This is a genomic window from Rahnella perminowiae (assembly GCF_019049755.1).
Lineage (GTDB): Bacteria > Pseudomonadota > Gammaproteobacteria > Enterobacterales > Enterobacteriaceae > Rahnella > Rahnella perminowiae.
This window is the reverse complement of the sequence record NZ_JAFMOS010000633.1, coordinates 24,736-41,541: the sequence shown is the minus strand read 5'-3', so window position 1 is coordinate 41,541 and position 16,806 is coordinate 24,736. Positions and strand designations below refer to the sequence as shown.

General features: G+C 51.9%; 16 protein-coding genes. 3 read left to right on the top strand and 13 right to left on the bottom strand.

The window, feature by feature from the left end; genetic code table 11:
• Positions 1 to 388: 388 nt before the first annotated feature.
• The 4 genes from hemG to pepQ are packed head-to-tail and all read right to left on the bottom strand — an operon-like array spanning position 389 to position 4,381.
• Positions 389 to 928: a menaquinone-dependent protoporphyrinogen IX dehydrogenase gene (gene hemG, locus J1785_RS23615; RefSeq protein ID WP_129992176.1), complete on the bottom strand. Its 540-nt coding sequence runs from the start codon at positions 926 to 928 to the stop codon at positions 389 to 391.
• 22 nt (positions 929 to 950) lie between these two features.
• Positions 951 to 2,402, bottom strand: a complete 1,452-nt coding sequence (trkH, locus tag J1785_RS23610) for a Trk system potassium transporter TrkH (RefSeq protein WP_129955146.1) — start codon at positions 2,400 to 2,402, stop codon at positions 951 to 953.
• Between the two features lie 36 nt (positions 2,403 to 2,438).
• Complete coding sequence (locus tag J1785_RS23605) at positions 2,439 to 3,050, bottom strand: IMPACT family protein (protein ID WP_129955147.1); 612 nt, start codon at positions 3,048 to 3,050, stop codon at positions 2,439 to 2,441.
• Positions 3,050 to 4,381 (bottom strand): Xaa-Pro dipeptidase, encoded by a 1,332-nt coding sequence (gene pepQ, locus J1785_RS23600; RefSeq protein ID WP_129955148.1) that lies wholly within the window; start codon positions 4,379 to 4,381, stop codon positions 3,050 to 3,052. The genes J1785_RS23605 and pepQ overlap by 1 nt, the downstream gene beginning before the upstream one ends.
• Before the next feature lie 189 nt (positions 4,382 to 4,570).
• On the opposite strand from pepQ, the gene fadB reads away from it, so the two are divergent.
• Together fadB and fadA are read left to right on the top strand one after the other, a co-directional pair.
• Positions 4,571 to 6,763, top strand: coding sequence for a fatty acid oxidation complex subunit alpha FadB (gene fadB / locus J1785_RS23595; protein ID WP_129955149.1), 2,193 nt, complete (start codon positions 4,571 to 4,573; stop codon positions 6,761 to 6,763).
• Positions 6,764 to 6,774: 11 nt separating this feature from the next.
• Positions 6,775 to 7,938, top strand: coding sequence for an acetyl-CoA C-acyltransferase FadA (gene fadA / locus J1785_RS23590; RefSeq protein WP_129955150.1), 1,164 nt, complete (start codon positions 6,775 to 6,777; stop codon positions 7,936 to 7,938).
• A 116-nt stretch (positions 7,939 to 8,054) separates the two neighbouring features.
• Here fadA and fre read toward each other — a convergent pair whose 3' ends face one another.
• From fre to pepE, 3 genes are all read right to left on the bottom strand, one after another.
• Positions 8,055 to 8,756 carry an NAD(P)H-flavin reductase gene (gene fre / locus J1785_RS23585; RefSeq protein ID WP_129955151.1) on the bottom strand — a complete coding sequence of 234 codons (702 nt, stop codon included), beginning with the start codon at positions 8,754 to 8,756 and terminating at the stop codon, positions 8,055 to 8,057.
• 48 nt (positions 8,757 to 8,804) lie between these two features.
• Positions 8,805 to 10,295 (bottom strand): 4-hydroxy-3-polyprenylbenzoate decarboxylase, encoded by a 1,491-nt coding sequence (gene ubiD, locus J1785_RS23580; RefSeq protein WP_217220912.1) that lies wholly within the window; start codon positions 10,293 to 10,295, stop codon positions 8,805 to 8,807.
• A 193-nt stretch (positions 10,296 to 10,488) separates the two neighbouring features.
• Positions 10,489 to 11,214, bottom strand: coding sequence for a dipeptidase PepE (gene pepE, locus J1785_RS23575; RefSeq protein WP_129992174.1), 726 nt, complete (start codon positions 11,212 to 11,214; stop codon positions 10,489 to 10,491).
• A 172-nt stretch (positions 11,215 to 11,386) separates the two neighbouring features.
• On the opposite strand from pepE, the gene rfaH reads away from it, so the two are divergent.
• Complete coding sequence (rfaH, locus tag J1785_RS23570; protein WP_205951622.1) at positions 11,387 to 11,875, top strand: transcription/translation regulatory transformer protein RfaH; 489 nt, start codon at positions 11,387 to 11,389, stop codon at positions 11,873 to 11,875.
• Positions 11,876 to 11,950: 75 nt separating this feature from the next.
• Here rfaH and tatD read toward each other — a convergent pair whose 3' ends face one another.
• From tatD to ubiJ, 6 genes are all read right to left on the bottom strand, one after another.
• Positions 11,951 to 12,742 carry a 3'-5' ssDNA/RNA exonuclease TatD gene (tatD, locus tag J1785_RS23565; protein WP_217157493.1) on the bottom strand — a complete coding sequence of 264 codons (792 nt, stop codon included), beginning with the start codon at positions 12,740 to 12,742 and terminating at the stop codon, positions 11,951 to 11,953.
• Positions 12,743 to 12,799: 57 nt separating this feature from the next.
• Entirely contained in the window at positions 12,800 to 13,567 is a 768-nt protein-coding gene (tatC, locus tag J1785_RS23560) for a Sec-independent protein translocase subunit TatC (RefSeq protein ID WP_129955155.1), read from the bottom strand.
• 2 nt (positions 13,568 to 13,569) lie between these two features.
• Complete coding sequence (gene tatB, locus J1785_RS23555; protein WP_129992172.1) at positions 13,570 to 14,217, bottom strand: Sec-independent protein translocase protein TatB; 648 nt, start codon at positions 14,215 to 14,217, stop codon at positions 13,570 to 13,572.
• 3 nt (positions 14,218 to 14,220) lie between these two features.
• Positions 14,221 to 14,487 carry a twin-arginine translocase TatA/TatE family subunit gene (gene tatA, locus J1785_RS23550; protein WP_129992171.1) on the bottom strand — a complete coding sequence of 89 codons (267 nt, stop codon included), beginning with the start codon at positions 14,485 to 14,487 and terminating at the stop codon, positions 14,221 to 14,223.
• Between the two features lie 73 nt (positions 14,488 to 14,560).
• Complete coding sequence (gene ubiB / locus J1785_RS23545; RefSeq protein WP_129955158.1) at positions 14,561 to 16,192, bottom strand: ubiquinone biosynthesis regulatory protein kinase UbiB; 1,632 nt, start codon at positions 16,190 to 16,192, stop codon at positions 14,561 to 14,563.
• Positions 16,189 to 16,797, bottom strand: a complete 609-nt coding sequence (ubiJ, locus tag J1785_RS23540; RefSeq protein WP_129955238.1) for a ubiquinone biosynthesis protein UbiJ — start codon at positions 16,795 to 16,797, stop codon at positions 16,189 to 16,191. The genes ubiB and ubiJ overlap by 4 nt, the downstream gene beginning before the upstream one ends.
• Between the last annotated feature and the right edge of the window lie 9 nt (positions 16,798 to 16,806).

The window sequence follows — 16,806 nt, the reverse complement described above, 5'->3', positions numbered from 1 at the left end:
ACTTCGTAATAATTCACTAAATGAATTACTGCTTGGTCACTCTAAGACTTGATATTTTTTGCCACCGAAGTGGCTGATATCGTCTTGTGAGTGCCCACACAGATTGTCTGATAAATTGTTAAAGAGCGTTCGTTGCGAGACTTAACTCAGCAACGTGGGAGGCAGATAATACTCCTTCCCACTGAAGAGTCAACCATTTTCTTTTACAAGATTCGGTGTTTTCACCGGGTTGATTCTTCCTGACTGGGCGACTTGGTTCTCGTTAGAGGAGTCGTTGTTCCCGGTCAGTGGAGGCGCATTATAGGGAGTTCTCAGAAGGCCGCAACTCCTAATTTCAAAAAACTTTCCGACTGCTTTCTTTTTGGCCTGAACGTCTATTAAGACCGCATTAGTGTGATTTTTTATACGATATTTGTCCAAAATCTTCAGCGAATTTGGCTACCTGTTGCCAGTCGGTGTATTCCACTTCTTTACGGGTATCTGTTTCCCCGCCTGTCATCCGCATAATAAGTTGGATCATGACCTTATCGAACCAGCGATATCGCGGATAACGTAATGCGCCAGCAAAGACACCACACATTGCAGGTTCCCAAGGCGACGCCAGCAGGAATTTACGCACGTAGGCATTAGTCTGTGGCGTACGCTTTTCAGGTTTGCGTGCAGTCAGATTGACGCCGAAAAAAGCTGACGGCATGCGGTTCAATGTTTCGGCGTGTTTTTTAACGAACTTATCCAGTACCGGGTTGAAGTGGCCGTAACGTATCGAAGCGCCGATCATGATCTGGTCATAGCTTTTCAAATCGACGTGTGCCGCATGGCCGAGATCAATAACATCGCAGTAGCACTTCTCTTTCAACTCACTGGCTATATAAGAAGCGATAGCATGTGTCTGCCCGTCACGACTTGAATAGAGTATCAACGCTTTCATACTTGTTTCCCTTTCTTAAAACTCATTCCCGCCAGAACGTCGGCGTGAACAGCACTAATAATGTGAAGACTTCGAGACGACCAAACAACATGGTGACGATCAGGATCCATTTCGCCACTGAATTCATCGAGGCAAAGTTATCCGCCACAACCCCTAAACCAGGCCCAAGGTTATTGAGCGTCGCGGTGACCGCAGCGAAGGCGGAGAAGTTATCTACACCGGTGGCCACAATCGCCAGCATGCTGACAATAAACACCAGCGCATAAGCGGAGAAGAAACCCCATACCGCTTCAATGATACGTTCAGGCAAAGCGCGGCTACCCAATTTAATCGTGTAAACCGCATTGGGGTGAACCAGCCTTTTCAGCTCGCGGGAACCCTGTAAATAAAGCAGAAGGATACGGATCACCTTTAGGCCACCGCCGGTTGAACCCGCACATCCCCCGATAAAGGCAGAACAGAGCAACAGAAGCGGCAAAAACAGCGGCCATTTAGAAATACTGTCCGTGGTATATCCTGCGGTAGTAGCCATTGACACCACCTGGAAAAATGCCTGATTCAGCGTCTCCAGACCGGAACCGTAGGTATTGTGGATCCACAAAATCACCGTACAGATGATCACCAGCGTGAACTGCACACCAATGAACATACGAAATTCCGGATCTCGCCAGTACACTTTCAGGTTTCGCCCGCTCAGTACCGCAAAGTGCAGGCCATAGTTACAGCCGGAAATCAGCAGGAATATCGCGACGATAGTATTGATCGTTCCGCTATGAAAATATCCGATACTGGCGTCGTGCGTTGAGAAGCCGCCGATGGCGATAGTCGAAAAACTGTGGCTGATCGCATCAAAGACCGGCATACCCGCGCCCCATAACGACAGCGCACAAGCGATGGTCAGCAGTACATAGATGAGCCAAAGCGTTTTTGCTGTTTCGGCGATACGCGGACGCATCTTGTTATCTTTAAGCGGGCCCGGCATTTCTGCACGGTACAACTGCATCCCGCCGACACCCAATATCGGCAGAATGGCCACAGCGAGCACAATGATCCCCATACCGCCAAACCATTGCAGCATCTGCCGGTAGAAAAGAATCGCTTTGGGCAATGAATCCAACCCGACCAGAGTGGTCGCGCCCGTCGTCGTCAGGCCGGAAAAGGATTCAAAGAAAGCATCGGTAAGGGAGAGATTCGGCCGCTCGGAGAACAGAAAAGGCAATGCCCCGACGCTGCCCAGTACCGTCCAGAACAGCACAACAATCAGGAAACCTTCCCGTGGTTTAAGCTCACTTTTCTGCTTTCGGTTGGGCAACCACAGGAATAATCCAATCGCCAGAGCGACAAAGAAAGTCTGACTGAACGCACGCCCCGCGCCATCGCGGTAGATTAAAGCGACCAGACCGGGAATAATCATCGTTCCCGAGAAAAGGATGACGAGCACCCCCACAATGCGTGTTATGGCACGAAAATGCATGCTGGTGCGTTCCTCAGCGAAGTAATCATAGAAAATTTAAGAAACCGGACGCAGGATAAGTGTGCCACGGCTGATATCGAATAAGTGGCTGACTGTTGCCGGCGCATCTGCGGCAGGCAGCGCCAGAACGAGGTCCACCGCCGCGCCGTACTCACTGCGTAAAATATGCCCACCCACATGCGAAAGCAGCATTTCAACCTGCTGTAACTGGCTGTAATCACACTGTACTGCGTACTTCACCAGCGGAACCTTTTGCTGCACGATAAGTTGTTTTAATGCCTGCTGAACACCACCGCCGTAGGCCTTCACGAGGCCGCCGGTGCCCAGCATAATGCCACCGTAATAACGCACCACGACGGCCGTGATCTCCCCAACCCCGCATCCCATCAGCTGACTTAAGATGGGTTTACCGGCTGTGCCCGCCGGTTCTCCATCATCAGAAAAGCCCAGTTGCTGAGAATCAGCAGGCGCACCAGCCACAAACGCCCAGCAGTGATGACGCGCTGCCGGGTGCTGATGTCTGACATGCTGAATAAAGGCTTTTGCCGCTTCAATGCCTTCCGTTCTTGCCAGTAAGGTGATGAAGCGACTTTTCTTTATTTCTTCGCTGAAACTGACGGACTCAGCGGGGACGGCATAAGGCTGCATCAGGCCAGCTTCAGATCGCGTGTCATATTTTCGATACGATTGTCATGGATGACAATATTGTCTTCGATACGAATACCGCCAAATGGCTTCATCGCATTGATGCGATCCCAGGCAAAATGTTTGCTGAACTGCCCTTCGCGCCACGGTAACAACAACGAATCGATGAAATACAGACCCGGCTCGATAGTCAGTACCATGCCAGGCTCAATCACACGGGTGCAACGCAGATAAGGATATTGCGAAGGCGCAGCCAGATGTGTACCGGTATCGTCCTGCATAAACCCGGCAACATCATGCACCTGTAATCCCAGCGGATGTCCCAGACCGTGTGGCAGGAAAGGCCCGGTCAGGTTCTGTTCCACCATGGCGTCTTCACTGATATCGACCACCAGCTTGTGCGCTTTCAACAATTTGGCGATGCGGTGATGCATCTGAATATGATAGTCGGTATAGCGCACACCGGCCTTAATCGTATCAATTAACGCGAGTTCTTCCGTATTGAGATCTTTCACCAGTGCAGCGAAATCACTGTCCGGTTTTGCGGCATAGGTCCGCGTCAGGTCAGCGGCATAGCCATTATATTCCGCACCGGCATCAAGCAGGAAGCTGTGCATTTCGGCAGGCGGCTGGTTATCTAGCGTCGTGTAATGCAGTACGGAAGCGTGTTCATTGAGCGCAACAATGTTGTCGTAAGGCACATCGGTATCACGATGACCGGTAGCCGTGAGATACGCCAGATTGATGTCGAATTCACTCATGCCGGAAAGGAACGCCTCTTTCGCCGCACGATGGCCGCTGACCGCGACTTTCTGCGCTTCACGCATACAGGCCAGTTCATAACCCGTTTTGTAAGCGCGATGATAATGCAGGAAATCCAGCACAGCTTTCGGGTTGACGTTGGCAGCAGGAATACCCATGCCGATCGCGCGTTCCTGACTGTAACCGATGTAACCCACACGTTTGAGATCAACCGGCAACTGGCCTTTGATATCGTCGGCGTTGGCCAGCGGCGTCAGGGAAATTTCTTTCGTCCAGAAGGAGTCTGGCAGCGGTTCATGGCTGTGCCAGTAGTCCACGGGGGAATAGAACCACAATTTCGGGGCATTCACGCCATCCACCCACAACCAGCAATTCGGCACTTTGGTGACCGGCACCCAGGCCTTGAACTGCGGATTGACTTTGAAGGGATAACTGTGGTCATCAAGGAAGGTCGTCAGCAACTCACCGGAGTGAATCAGTAACGCATCAAGCTGAGAACGTTGCAGAATTTCACGGGCACGCGTCTGCAGCGTGGCAATATGTTCTTTATAAAGCGTAGTAAGCGATTCCATCCAACTCTCCTTTTTTCACCTGAAAGACGATGCAGCATCTTACCACAGCCTCACCGCGACCATAGTCCCGGAAGGTTTGTGATCTTGCCTGCAAATAAAACACATCTCATTTGCAAATTATTAACATAAAAACCACACTCCAAGTCATCTGGTCATACCAGATCATCCCAGATGATTCAGGAGAGACACATGCTCTACCAAGGCGAAACATTACACCTGCACTGGCTCGATGACGGTATCGCGGAGCTGGTGTTTGATGCCCCAGGCTCGGTCAATAAACTCGATACCCAAACGGTTGCCAGCCTGGGCGAAGCGATTGCAGTACTTGAAAAGCAGTCTGAGCTGAAAGGCTTACTGCTGAGTTCAGCCAAACCTGCATTTATTGTCGGTGCGGATATCACCGAGTTTTTGTCCCTGTTTAACGCACCTGCGGAAAAACTGCAGGAGTGGCTGAATTTCGCCAACCGCATTTTTAACCGTCTGGAAGATCTGCCGGTACCGACCCTTTCCGCTATCAGCGGTTATGCGCTGGGCGGCGGTTGCGAATGCGTACTGGCGACGGATTTTCGCATCAGTACGGCCGATGCACGTATCGGATTGCCGGAAACCAGCTTAGGTATCATGCCGGGCTTCGGCGGATCCGTACGTTTGCCACGCCTGATTGGCACAGACAGTGCACTGGAAATTATCGCAGCCGGGAAAAACATCAGCGGGAAAGAGGCCCTGAAAGTCGGTCTGGTAGATGCCGTCGTTGAAGCAGACAAACTACGCGATGCAGGCATTACCATGCTGAAAAATGCCGCTGACGGCAAACTGGAATGGCATAACCGCCGCGCCCCGAAACGTCTGCCGCTGAAACTCAGCCAGATTGAAGCGACGATGAGTTTCAGCGTCGCCAAAAGCATGGTCATGCAAAATGCCGGCAAGCATTATCCCGCGCCTATGACCGCCGTGAAAACGATTGAAGCCGCCGCTCGCCTTGGCCGTGATGAAGCATTACAACTGGAAACCGCCAGCTTTGTACCGCTCGCACAATCTAAAGAAGCCCGCGCACTGGTCAGCATTTTCCTTAACGATCAGTTTGTAAAAGGCAAAGCAAAAAAACTGGCTCAAGGGAGTGATAAACCGACGCAAGCTGCGGTGCTGGGTGCCGGCATTATGGGCGGCGGGATAGCTTATCAGTCGGCCCTGAAAGGTGTACCGGTCGTCATGAAAGATATCAACGATCAGTCCCTGACTCTGGGCATGAACGAGGCCGCTAAGTTGCTAAACAAGCAACTGGAGCGTGGCAAACTTGACGGTCTGAAAATGGCCAAAGTCCTGTCGACCATTCATCCGACTCTCAATTACAGCGGAATCGAACATGCCACCGTCGTGGTCGAAGCCGTGGTCGAGAATCCAAAAGTAAAAGCCGCAGTGTTGGCTGAAGCTGAATCTTTACTCGGTACCGGTGCCGTTCTGGCTTCCAATACTTCGACCATTCCTATCAATCAGCTGGCATCCTCGCTGAAAAATCCGGAAAACTTCTGCGGTATGCACTTCTTCAACCCGGTTCACCGGATGCCGTTGGTGGAAATCGTGCGGGGTGAAAAAACCTCAGACACGACAATTTCACGCATTGTCTCTTACGCGCTGGCAATGGGGAAAACACCGATCGTCGTCAATGACTGCCCGGGCTTCTTCGTTAACCGCGTGTTGTTCCCGTATTTTTCCGGTTTCAGTTTGCTGTTGCGTGATGGTGCCGATTTCCGCCAGATCGACAAAGTGATGGAAAAACAGTTCGGCTGGCCAATGGGCCCGGCTTATCTGCTGGATGTGGTCGGCATCGACACTGCCCATCACGCCCAGGCAGTGATGGCCGCCGGTTTCCCGGAGCGTATGTCGCGCAATTACCGTGATGCTGTTGATGTGCTGTTTGATAACCGTCGTTTTGGTCAAAAAAACCATCTTGGCTTCTACCGTTACAGCGAAGACAGCAAGGGCAAGCCACGCAAGGAAGTCGATGAACAGGCAATCAGCCTGCTGGCCGATAATCTAAAACCGTCACATGCGGATTTCTCGCCGCAGGACATCATTGCCCGCATGATGATCCCGATGATTAACGAAGTGGTACGCTGTTTCGAAGAAGGCATCATTGCCAGCCCGGCCGAAGCCGACATGGCGCTGGTGTATGGCATCGGTTTCCCTCCGTTCCATGGGGGACCGTTCCGTTATCTGGATACCCTCGGTACCGCTGCGTATCTGAAAATGACCGAACAGTACACACACCTGGGGCCGATGTATCAGGCACCAAGCGGGTTACGCGTCAAAGCGCAAACCAATGAAAGTTACTATCCGGTTGCGGCGCCGCTGGAAAACCTCAGCACCGGTAATCAGGCATAAGGACCGAAATCATGGAAAACGTAGTCATTGTTGATGCAGTCCGCACGCCGATGGGCCGTTCTAAAGGCGGCGCATTCCGCCACGTCAGGGCTGAAGATCTCTCCGCTCATCTGATGCGCGCCGTGCTGACCCGCAACCCGGCACTCAACGCCAAAGATATTGATGATATTTACTGGGGCTGCGTCCAGCAGACGCTGGAGCAAGGCTTCAATATTGCCCGCAACGCGTCGCTGCTGGCAGAAATTCCGCACAGCGTTCCCGCAACTACGGTCAACCGTTTGTGCGGTTCTTCCATGCAGGCACTGCACGACGCAGCGCGCGCGATTATGGTTGGCGACGCACAAGTCAGCCTGATCGGTGGCGTGGAACATATGGGTCACGTACCGATGAATCACGGCGTGGATTTCCATCCAGGTCTGAGCAAGACCGTAGCGAAAGCTGCAGGCATGATGGGACTGACAGCTGAAATGCTGGCGAAAATGCACCAGATCAGCCGTGAAATGCAGGATGAATTTGCCGCACGTTCACATCAGCGCGCCCATGCAGCCACCGTTGCCGGGCATTTTGCTAACGAAATCGTGGCGACCGAAGGCCATAACGCCGACGGTGTGCTGACCCGTTATGACTTCGATGAAGTGATCCGCCCGGAAACTACTGTCGCCACGCTGGCAGCTTTACGTCCGGCGTTCGATCCGGTGAACGGTACCGTTACGGCGGGCACATCCTCGGCCCTCTCCGACGGCGCATCGGCGATGTTGCTGATGAGTGAATCTCATGCCAAATCTTTAGGTCTGAAAGCCCGCGCCCGCATCCGTGCCATGGCGGTAGTCGGCTGCGACCCGTCGATTATGGGTTACGGCCCGGTGCCGGCAACGCGTCTGGCATTGAAACGCGCCGGGCTAAACGTGCAGGACATCGGTCTGTTCGAACTGAATGAAGCTTTTGCCGCACAAGCTTTACCGTGCGTGAAAGATTTGGGACTGCTGGAAACCATGGAAGAACGCGTCAATCTGAACGGCGGCGCCATTGCGCTCGGTCATCCGCTCGGCTGTTCCGGCTCGCGTATTTCCACCACGTTGCTGAATCTGATGGAGCGCCGCGACGTACAATTTGGCGTAGCCACCATGTGTATCGGTTTGGGACAGGGCATCGCGACCGTTTTCGAACGCGTCTGATTTCCCTCTTCCTGAAAAACACAAAAGCGGGCATTAAGCCCGCTTTCATCAATCTGTCGTTACCGTTTTAGTTGCCGTTTTCCCGCCTGTCAGGGGCGGGCTTTTTCATTATTCAATCAGATGAAAGAGAAGGCATCACCAAACAGACGGTCTTCCTGTGCACCGCGTTCTGCGACAAAACGTTCACGGGCGATTTTTGCCATCTCAAAACGACCCGCGATATAAATATCGTACTCAGCCAGTGAGGAGAAATCCTGTAGCACCGCGCTCAGGACAGTACCGCTTCTGCCCTGCCATCCTTCTTCCGGCTGTTCAACCACCGGGATCACTTTCAGGTTCGGGTGATTGATGCTCAGCGCTTCCAGTTCACTGAGATCATACAGATGCTTCAGTTCACGGCCGCCCCAGTAAATAGAAATATCACGATGTGGTTGTTGTTCGAGCGCGGTGATCAAAATAGAACGCACGTAAGAAAATCCGGTTCCGCCCGCAATCAGCACCAGCGGACGTTCACCGTCTTCACGCAACCAGGCATCGCCGTGCGGAATATCCACGGTGATGGCCTGTTCTTTCAAAATGCGATCCATCACGGCCATCGCGTACAGATTCAGTTCAGACGCGCCAATGTGCAACTCAATCACATTGTGTTGGGCTGGCGTGGAAGCCAGAGAGAACGGGCGCTTGTCACGCTCATCCATTACCACCATCAGATACTGACCCGCGCGGAACGAGAAAGGCGCTTCCGGAACCAGCCGGACGCGATACACCGTATCGGTTATCGCCTCAACTGAGGTCACTTTACAGCTCAATGTTGTCATGCGGTCCCTCTGTGGGTCGTCAAAGCAAAGCGTAGGACAAAGATTCGATTATTTTTTCGTATCGTCTTTATCATTAAGAATAGCGAGTTCGTGCCAAATAGCGTCGATACGCGCGGTGACTTCCGGATCTTTCACAATCGGACGCCCCCATTCACGCTGCGTTTCGCCCGGCCATTTATTGGTAGCATCCATCCCCATTTTCGAGCCAAGGCCCGACACAGGGGAAGCAAAATCAAGATAATCAATCGGGGTATTTTCTACCAGAACCGTATCCCGCGCGGGATCCATTCGGGTCGTGATCGCCCAAATCACATCGTTCCAGTCACGGGCATTCACGTCATCGTCGCACACAATCACAAACTTGGTGTACATGAACTGTCGCAGGAAGGACCAGACCCCCATCATCACGCGTTTCGCATGACCCGCGTACTGCTTCTTCATGGTAACGACAGCCAGACGGTAGGAGCAACCCTCAGGCGGCAAATAGAAATCAACAATTTCCGGAAACTGCTTTTTCAGAATCGGCACAAACACTTCATTCAGCGCCACACCCAGTACTGCAGGTTCATCCGGCGGACGGCCAGTATAGGTCGAATGATAGATAGCATCTTTACGCTGTGTCATGTGCGTAATGGTGAACACCGGGAAGTTGTCCACTTCATTATAGTAGCCGGTGTGGTCACCATACGGGCCTTCCGGTGCCATTTCACCCGGCTCGATATACCCTTCCAGCACAATTTCGGCGCTGGCCGGCACTTCCAAATCGTTAGAAATACATTTAACCACTTCCGTTTTGTTGCCACGCAACAGCCCGGCAAAGGCATATTCAGAAAGCGTATCGGGAACCGGCGTCACAGCACCAAGAATCGTAGCCGGATCAGCCCCCAGCGCAACAGAAACCGGAAAACGCTGACCCGGATTCTGTTTGCACCATTCCTGAAAATCAAGCGCACCGCCGCGATGGGACAACCAGCGCATGATCACTTTATTTTTACCCAGCACCTGCTGACGATATATGCCCAGATTCTGACGCGGCTTGTTCGGTCCCCGGGTGACAGTCAGTCCCCAGGTGATGAGCGGCGCGGCATCTTCCGGCCAGCACTGCATCACCGGAATTTTGGTGATATCGACCGCATCACCTTCCCAAATCTGCTGCTGGCACGGGGCGGAATGCAGCATTTTGGTCGACATATTCAGCACCTGTTTAAACTTTGGCGCTTTGTCGTATAAATCACGCAAGCCCCGCGGTGGCTCAGGTTCTTTCAGAAATGCCAGTAATTCACCGACTTCCCGCAACGCACTGACATCTTCTTTGCCCATGCCCATCGCCACACGCTGAGGTGTGCCAAATAAATTGCACAGAACCGGCATGTCGTAGCCTTTGGGGTTTTCGAACAAAAGCGCGGGACCGCCTGCACGCAGGGTGCGATCGGCAATTTCGGTCATTTCCAGATAAGGGTCAACTGACTGTCTAATGCGTTTCAGTTGGCCTCTCTTTTCAAGTAACGAGAGGAAGTCACGTAAATCACGGTATTTCATGCTGATTCTGAGTCGCCGGGTTGAAGGAGAGCATTATAGAGCCTCTCCGGGGTTGTTGCTGCCTTTTTGTTATCAGCAAGTTTGTTATGAGTAAATTTCTTAACAGTAACTAAAGTCTGATAACGTAAAAACTGTATAACCGTCAGCCGGGTATTTCTGGACTGACGATGCGGAAGTAGTATCGTGACGACAATTACAGGCAGTTAAAAGGCACCAGAGACTGAATCGCCTGAGTGTCCTGATATTCCTGCGTATCCTGCCCGTGACGGAAAACTTTAAAACCCTGCTCTTTCGCACTGAAGTAGCTCAGATTGTTGCCGGACACCTGTAACAGGCTGCCTTCACGCAACGCAATTACTGATTCCGACGGATTAACCGCGCAGAATTCCGCAATGCGCTCATCACGGGTTTCACCCATATGACCGCTTAAATGGGCATCAATATAGTGCGGATTGATTTGCACCGGGAACAGGCCAAGAGAAGGCAGAACCACAGAGTTGCGAACAGGCATATCATTGGTGGTACGGATACTGGGTGTGGCGACATTGCAGCCCGCACTCCAGCCGATATAAGGTACATTGCGCTCACGCACTGCCCGCTGGATCGGCACGATCAGGCTGTGTTCATGCAACATTTGATTAAGCATCCAGGTATTCCCGCCGCTGATCAAAATACATTCCGCGCTGGCAATCGCTTCAGCCGGGTTTGCTGCATGATGAATACTGCTAACGTCAATGCCCAGCACATCAGAAAGCTCCAGGGCGCGGGCATCGTAATCGCTGCGGATCAGGGCATAAGGGATTAGGACAGCTGAGGTAATCTTGTGCGCCTCAAACATAGTCTGGATACGCGCTTTAGCGTAGCCCAGTAACTCAGATTCACCTGAAAGCTTACCGTTACTCAGTAAGAATAACTCCATGAGATTTCTCCTGATAAAATAGGACTAATAGAGGGGATAAGAATGCGCTTTTCTCCGATAATAAAAGATAACGGGCCGACAATCAGCAAACGTCTGCAGAGACTTGCACTGTCTATATCTCCTGAGCGGCTTTTGGTATGCTGCCCCGCTCGACGCTTTTATGTGGGAAACTATGGAATCCTGGTATTTACTCTATTGCAAACGTGGTCAGCTTCTTCGCGCAAAAGAACATCTTGAGCGCCAGCACGTTAACTGCCTGACGCCAATGATCACGCTTGAAAAACTGGTGCGCGGACGCCGCACTGCGGTCAGCGAGCCACTGTTTCCGAATTATATGTTCGTCGAGTTCGACCCTGAGCGGATCCATACCACGACTATCAACGCAACGCGTGGTGTCAGCCACTTCATCCGCTTTGGTGCGAAACTTGCCACCGTCCAGCCTGATGTCATTAAACAGTTGATGGAACCGCCATCAGTTGATATTCGTGATCCTGATACACCGTATGAAGGCGATCAGGTGGTGATTACCGGCGGAATTTTTGCCGGCATCGAAGCGATTTATACTGAACCGGACGGCGAAGCACGTTCACTGCTGATGCTTAATCTCATCAACCAGCCGGTTCGTCAGAGCATCGAAAATACGCACTTCCAAAAAATGTAACCGGTATTCCCGCTCTGTTGAACTGGATGGGTCGACCGTAAAAAGGCACTGTCCTGCAGTACCTTTTTACGGGGTTCAGCCGCGTGCCGGAAGGGCAAAAAGCTTACGCGCATTGTCATCCGTAACGTCCGCCAGCCATAGGGGATCCTCACCACGCCAAAGAGCCACCTGCTTCACAATATGCGGCAGGAAAGCGGGTTCATTGCGACGGTTTTTCGGTTTGTTTTCCATATCACGCGGCAGTAAATACGGTGCATCGGTTTCCAGCAATAACCTCTCCGCCGGGATCAGCGGCAGCATTTCACGCAGTTCCAGCCCGCGACGCTCATCACATACCCAACCGGTAATACCCACCGACAGTCCGAGAGATAAATACAACTCAAGCTCCTGACGGGTGCCGGTAAAACAATGAACCACACCGCCCGGCAAACCGGACAGCCAAGGTTTGAGCAACGCGGCGAAGCGCTCCCCAGCATCGCGACAATGCAGAAAGACCGGTAACTGCAGTTCTTTCGCCAGCGCCAGCTGCGCGGTAAAAGCCGCTTCCTGCCGATCTGCCGGAGAAAAGTTACGATTGAAATCCAGCCCGCACTCGCCGATCGCAACCACATTGGGTAACGCTGCGAGCTCGCGGATACCGGCTTCAACCTGCGCATTCCAGTCGCTCGCCTGATGCGGATGCACACCCGCCGTCGACCAGCAAAAATCAGGATGATCATCCGCCATTTTCTGCGCTTCGACACTTTCCTGCGCTGACGTTCCGGTGATCAACATGCCGCTCAGACCGGCGGCTCTGGCTCTTTCCACCACCTGCAGCCGGTCTTTATCAAACTGACTGCTGGTAAGATTTATACCGATTTCAAACATGGGGAGTCCTGAAAATGAAACCGCCCAACAGGGCGGTTCTCTATAACGAAAAAAACTTTAAGCAGACTGATCCGGATCGGTCTCGTTGTCGACGTCCGACCGGCGACGGCCTCCGACATAGAAACGGGCAAAGAACACGCCAATTTCAAATAGCAGGTACATCGGAATGGCCAGCAACGTTTGCGAGAATACATCCGGCGGTGTTAACAACATCCCGACTACAAAAGCCCCGACCAGTACATAAGGACGTTTCTTTTTCAGATCTTCCGGGGTCGTTACACCACTCCAGCAAAGCAGCACAATCGCGATAGGCACTTCAAAGGAGACGCCAAACGCCATAAACAACGCCATCACGAAATCGAGGTAGTTGTTAATGTCGGTGGCTATCTGCACGCCAGCCGGTGCGGTTTTCGCAAAGAAAGCGAACGCCAGCGGGAACACGACGAAATAAGCAAACGCCACACCGAGATAGAATAACGCGGAGCTTGAGAACAGCAGCGGCATCATGAGCCGGCGTTCGTGTTTGTAAAGTGCCGGTGCTACAAATGCCCAGACCTGATACAAAATGAACGGTGCAGAGACAAACACCGAGACGATCATAGTCAGTTTGATAGGCGTAAAGAACGGCGACGCGACGTCAGTCGCAATCATGCTCGCACCCAGCGGCATTTGCTTGATCAGCGGCGATGCCACCAGTTGATAGATGTCATTTGCAAAATAAACCAGCGCTAAAAACACCACAATAATACAGATAATGGCATTCAGCAGACGTTTACGTAGCTCGATCAGATGGCTGATAAGGGGTTGTGTATCTTCAACGGCCATGTTTAACGCTCGCCTGTCGTTTGAGTTGATGAAGCCGGTTTAACCGGTGCTGTGGGTTCCTCCACAGGGGCTTCAGCCGCGGTTTTCACAACAGGTGAAACGTCAACAGAACTGTCAGCGACAGGTTCCACCGATGCCGCCAGCGTTTCAGCTGCGGCATGCGCCGTTCTGTTTGATGCCAGGGCAGCATCAACAGCACTTTGCGGTGCAGCGGCTGGTGCAGAAATTACCTTGTCGGCAGCAGCAGGAGAGACACCTGCATCATGGTGCGCTTCAGCTTCATCCAGAACAGGATTGTGGATAGTGTTGCCTTCCGCTTTGGCGTCTTCGACAGCCTTCTCCGCAGGATTCAATCCTGAATTGATCGACTGCTTCATAGATTCTGCGGCCTCTTTCAACTCGTCCATAGACGCTTTGATTTCTGGCGTGAGATTCTTCAGACCGGATTCTTCCGCTTTCTTCAGGCTATCCTGCAATTCCTGGAGCTTCAGTTCCTGCGATAATTCGCTCTGAACTGAAGCAGCCATTGCACGAAGCGTACGGATCCAGCCTGCTACTGTTCTGACTGCTACAGGTAAACGCTCGGGCCCGAGGACAACCAGGCCAATCACCAATACCAGCAGCAGTTCACTAAATCCAATATCGAACACGGCTTATACCTGCTCTTTGTTTTGGCTCTTGGTGTCTTCTGCTTTCGTTTCTGGCTTGCTTTCAACAGACTTGGCTACGAAATCAGCGTCATTAGGAGGAATGTCAGCGTCTTTAGGTTTTGGCTGAGTGTCGTCATCACTCATGGCTTTTTTAAAACCTTTGATCGATGCACCCAAATCAGCGCCCAGACCACGCAGTTTCTTCGTACCGAACAGCAGTACTACAAGAACAACGAGGATTAGGATTTTTGTAATACTAATACCACCCATTATTTTCACCTCAAATAGGAAGGAACCACATTCATTGCCGTCCGCAAACGGCATTCGATTTAAAACAATTTGTTTAGCTGGCGCGTTTCCATCCGATTAACCATGAAACAACACCTGCCGCCATCAGGCAAGCGGGGTAAACCTTAACGCCGCCTAACAGTAAAAGGGTTCCGCTCAACAACAGCGTCGCACCCATTCCCAACAAATAACGAGACTGTCCCTGACGGGAACTCTGGTTATGAATCTGGGAGGAAAGTTTCTCAATGTTGTATTGCAACAGCTTGTGCTGCTGCAGGCTCTGATAAACCAAATCTGGCAGTTCAGGCATTTTCTCAATCCAGAACGGCGCACGCTCTTTCAGTGCACGGATCATCGCTGGCAGGCCAACCTGATCACGAACCCAGCTTTCGAGGAAAGGTTTCGCCGTTGTCCACAAATCCAGTTGAGGATAAAGCTGACGCCCGAGGCCTTCGACATACAACAGTGTCTTTTGCAGCAACACCAGCTGAGGCTGGACTTCCATATTAAAACGGCGAGCCGTATTAAACAGATTTAACAATACGTTACCGAAGGAAATATCCGCCAGCGGTTTCTCAAAAATCGGTTCACACACTGTCCGGATCGCAAATTCGAATTCTTCAACGTTGGTATCACGCGGGACCCAGCCGGAATCGACATGCAACTCCGCCACTTTGCGGTAATCGCGATTAAAGAACGCGATGAAATTCTCCGCCAGATAGCGTTTGTCTTCCTTGTTGAGCGAACCAACTATGCCGCAATCAATGCCTATGTAGCAAGGATCTTCCGGCGTTTCGTAGCTCACAAAAATATTGCCCGGATGCATATCGGCATGAAAGAAACTGTCGCGGAAAACCTGAGTGAAGAAGACCTGCACACCGCGCTCCGCCAGCAATTTCATATTGGTGCCCTGCTTTTTCAGCGCCTCAATATCAGAAACAGGGATCCCATAAATACGTTCCATCACCATCAGTTGTTCGCTGCAATAATCCGGATAAACTTCCGGCACATACAGCATCGGGCTCCCTTCAAAGTTACGACGAAGCTGAATGGCATTCGCGGCTTCACGTAACAGATTCAGTTCATCAAGCAGCGTTTTTTCATACTCGCGCACCACTTCACGCGGACGCAAACGGCGGCCATCTGGCAACAGAATCGGCAACCAGCCAGCAAGACGCGACATCAAACGGATGTCCGCAACAATGGTCGGTAAAATATCCGGGCGGATAACTTTGAGCACCACTGGTTTGCCGTTTTCTTTCAGGATCGCTGTATGCACCTGAGCAATCGACGCAGATGCCAGCGGTGTCTGGTCGAACTCATCAAACCAGGTTTCCAGCGGGCCACCCAGCGCAGCATTAATTTGCTGACGGGCTTTTGCGCCATCAAACGGCGGAACATGGTCCTGGAGCAAAGCCAGTTGATCGGCAATTTGCGGAGGGAAAAGATCGCGGCGTGTCGACATCATCTGACCGAACTTGATCCATACCGGTCCAAGTTGTTCCAGTGCCAGACGCATGCGCTCACCCAACGGTTTTTCTTTATGACGATGAGGTAACCAGAAAAAAAGATAACGCCCCATTCTCAGCGGTAACGTTAAGCGGATTTTAGGGATCAGTTCGTCAAGGCCGTAGATCAGAAACATGCGGATAATCAGATATAAACGTCGCATTTCCCTAGGCGTCACGGTTTATCCTCCAGTTTTTTGATTCGTTTATCCAGCGCATCCAGTTCGCCCACCAGTGCGGAAACCTCATCACTAAACCAGACAACTTCCAGCGGACCGGGTGCCATTTTCCACTCTTCCGTCAGCGTTTGCGCTACATAGCTCTGCTGATGTTTCAGCCCTTTTTGCAGAAAGCTGAAAGCCCCCTGCACAGCCTGGCTCACGCCCTGTGCCGCAATATCACCGATATAGGGTGCCAGAAACTCAGCAGGCTCAATTTCCGCCATATCCAGCAATGCAGAAAATTGCTGAACCACGGCGATATCACCATCAACCACCAGCCCGCCACTACGCATCATTGGCGACAACTGCTGGCGATCACGTAACTTATGCAGCACTGACAGTTTCGAGGTGACAGTGCAATCCGCCGCCCCATCCCATTGTCCGAGCACATCAATTTTGTGTTCACTGAATACAAACGTCAGGGGTGTACTCAGTTCCTGCAATTCGACACGCAGAACTTTGCCGGCCAGACGTGTCCGTGCCGCCTTCATGCTGCGATCTCTGAAAAGCAGGTAATTAAGCGGCGTCTCGATAGCGGCAGTCAGTAACGGCGTTAACAACATCGGCATACT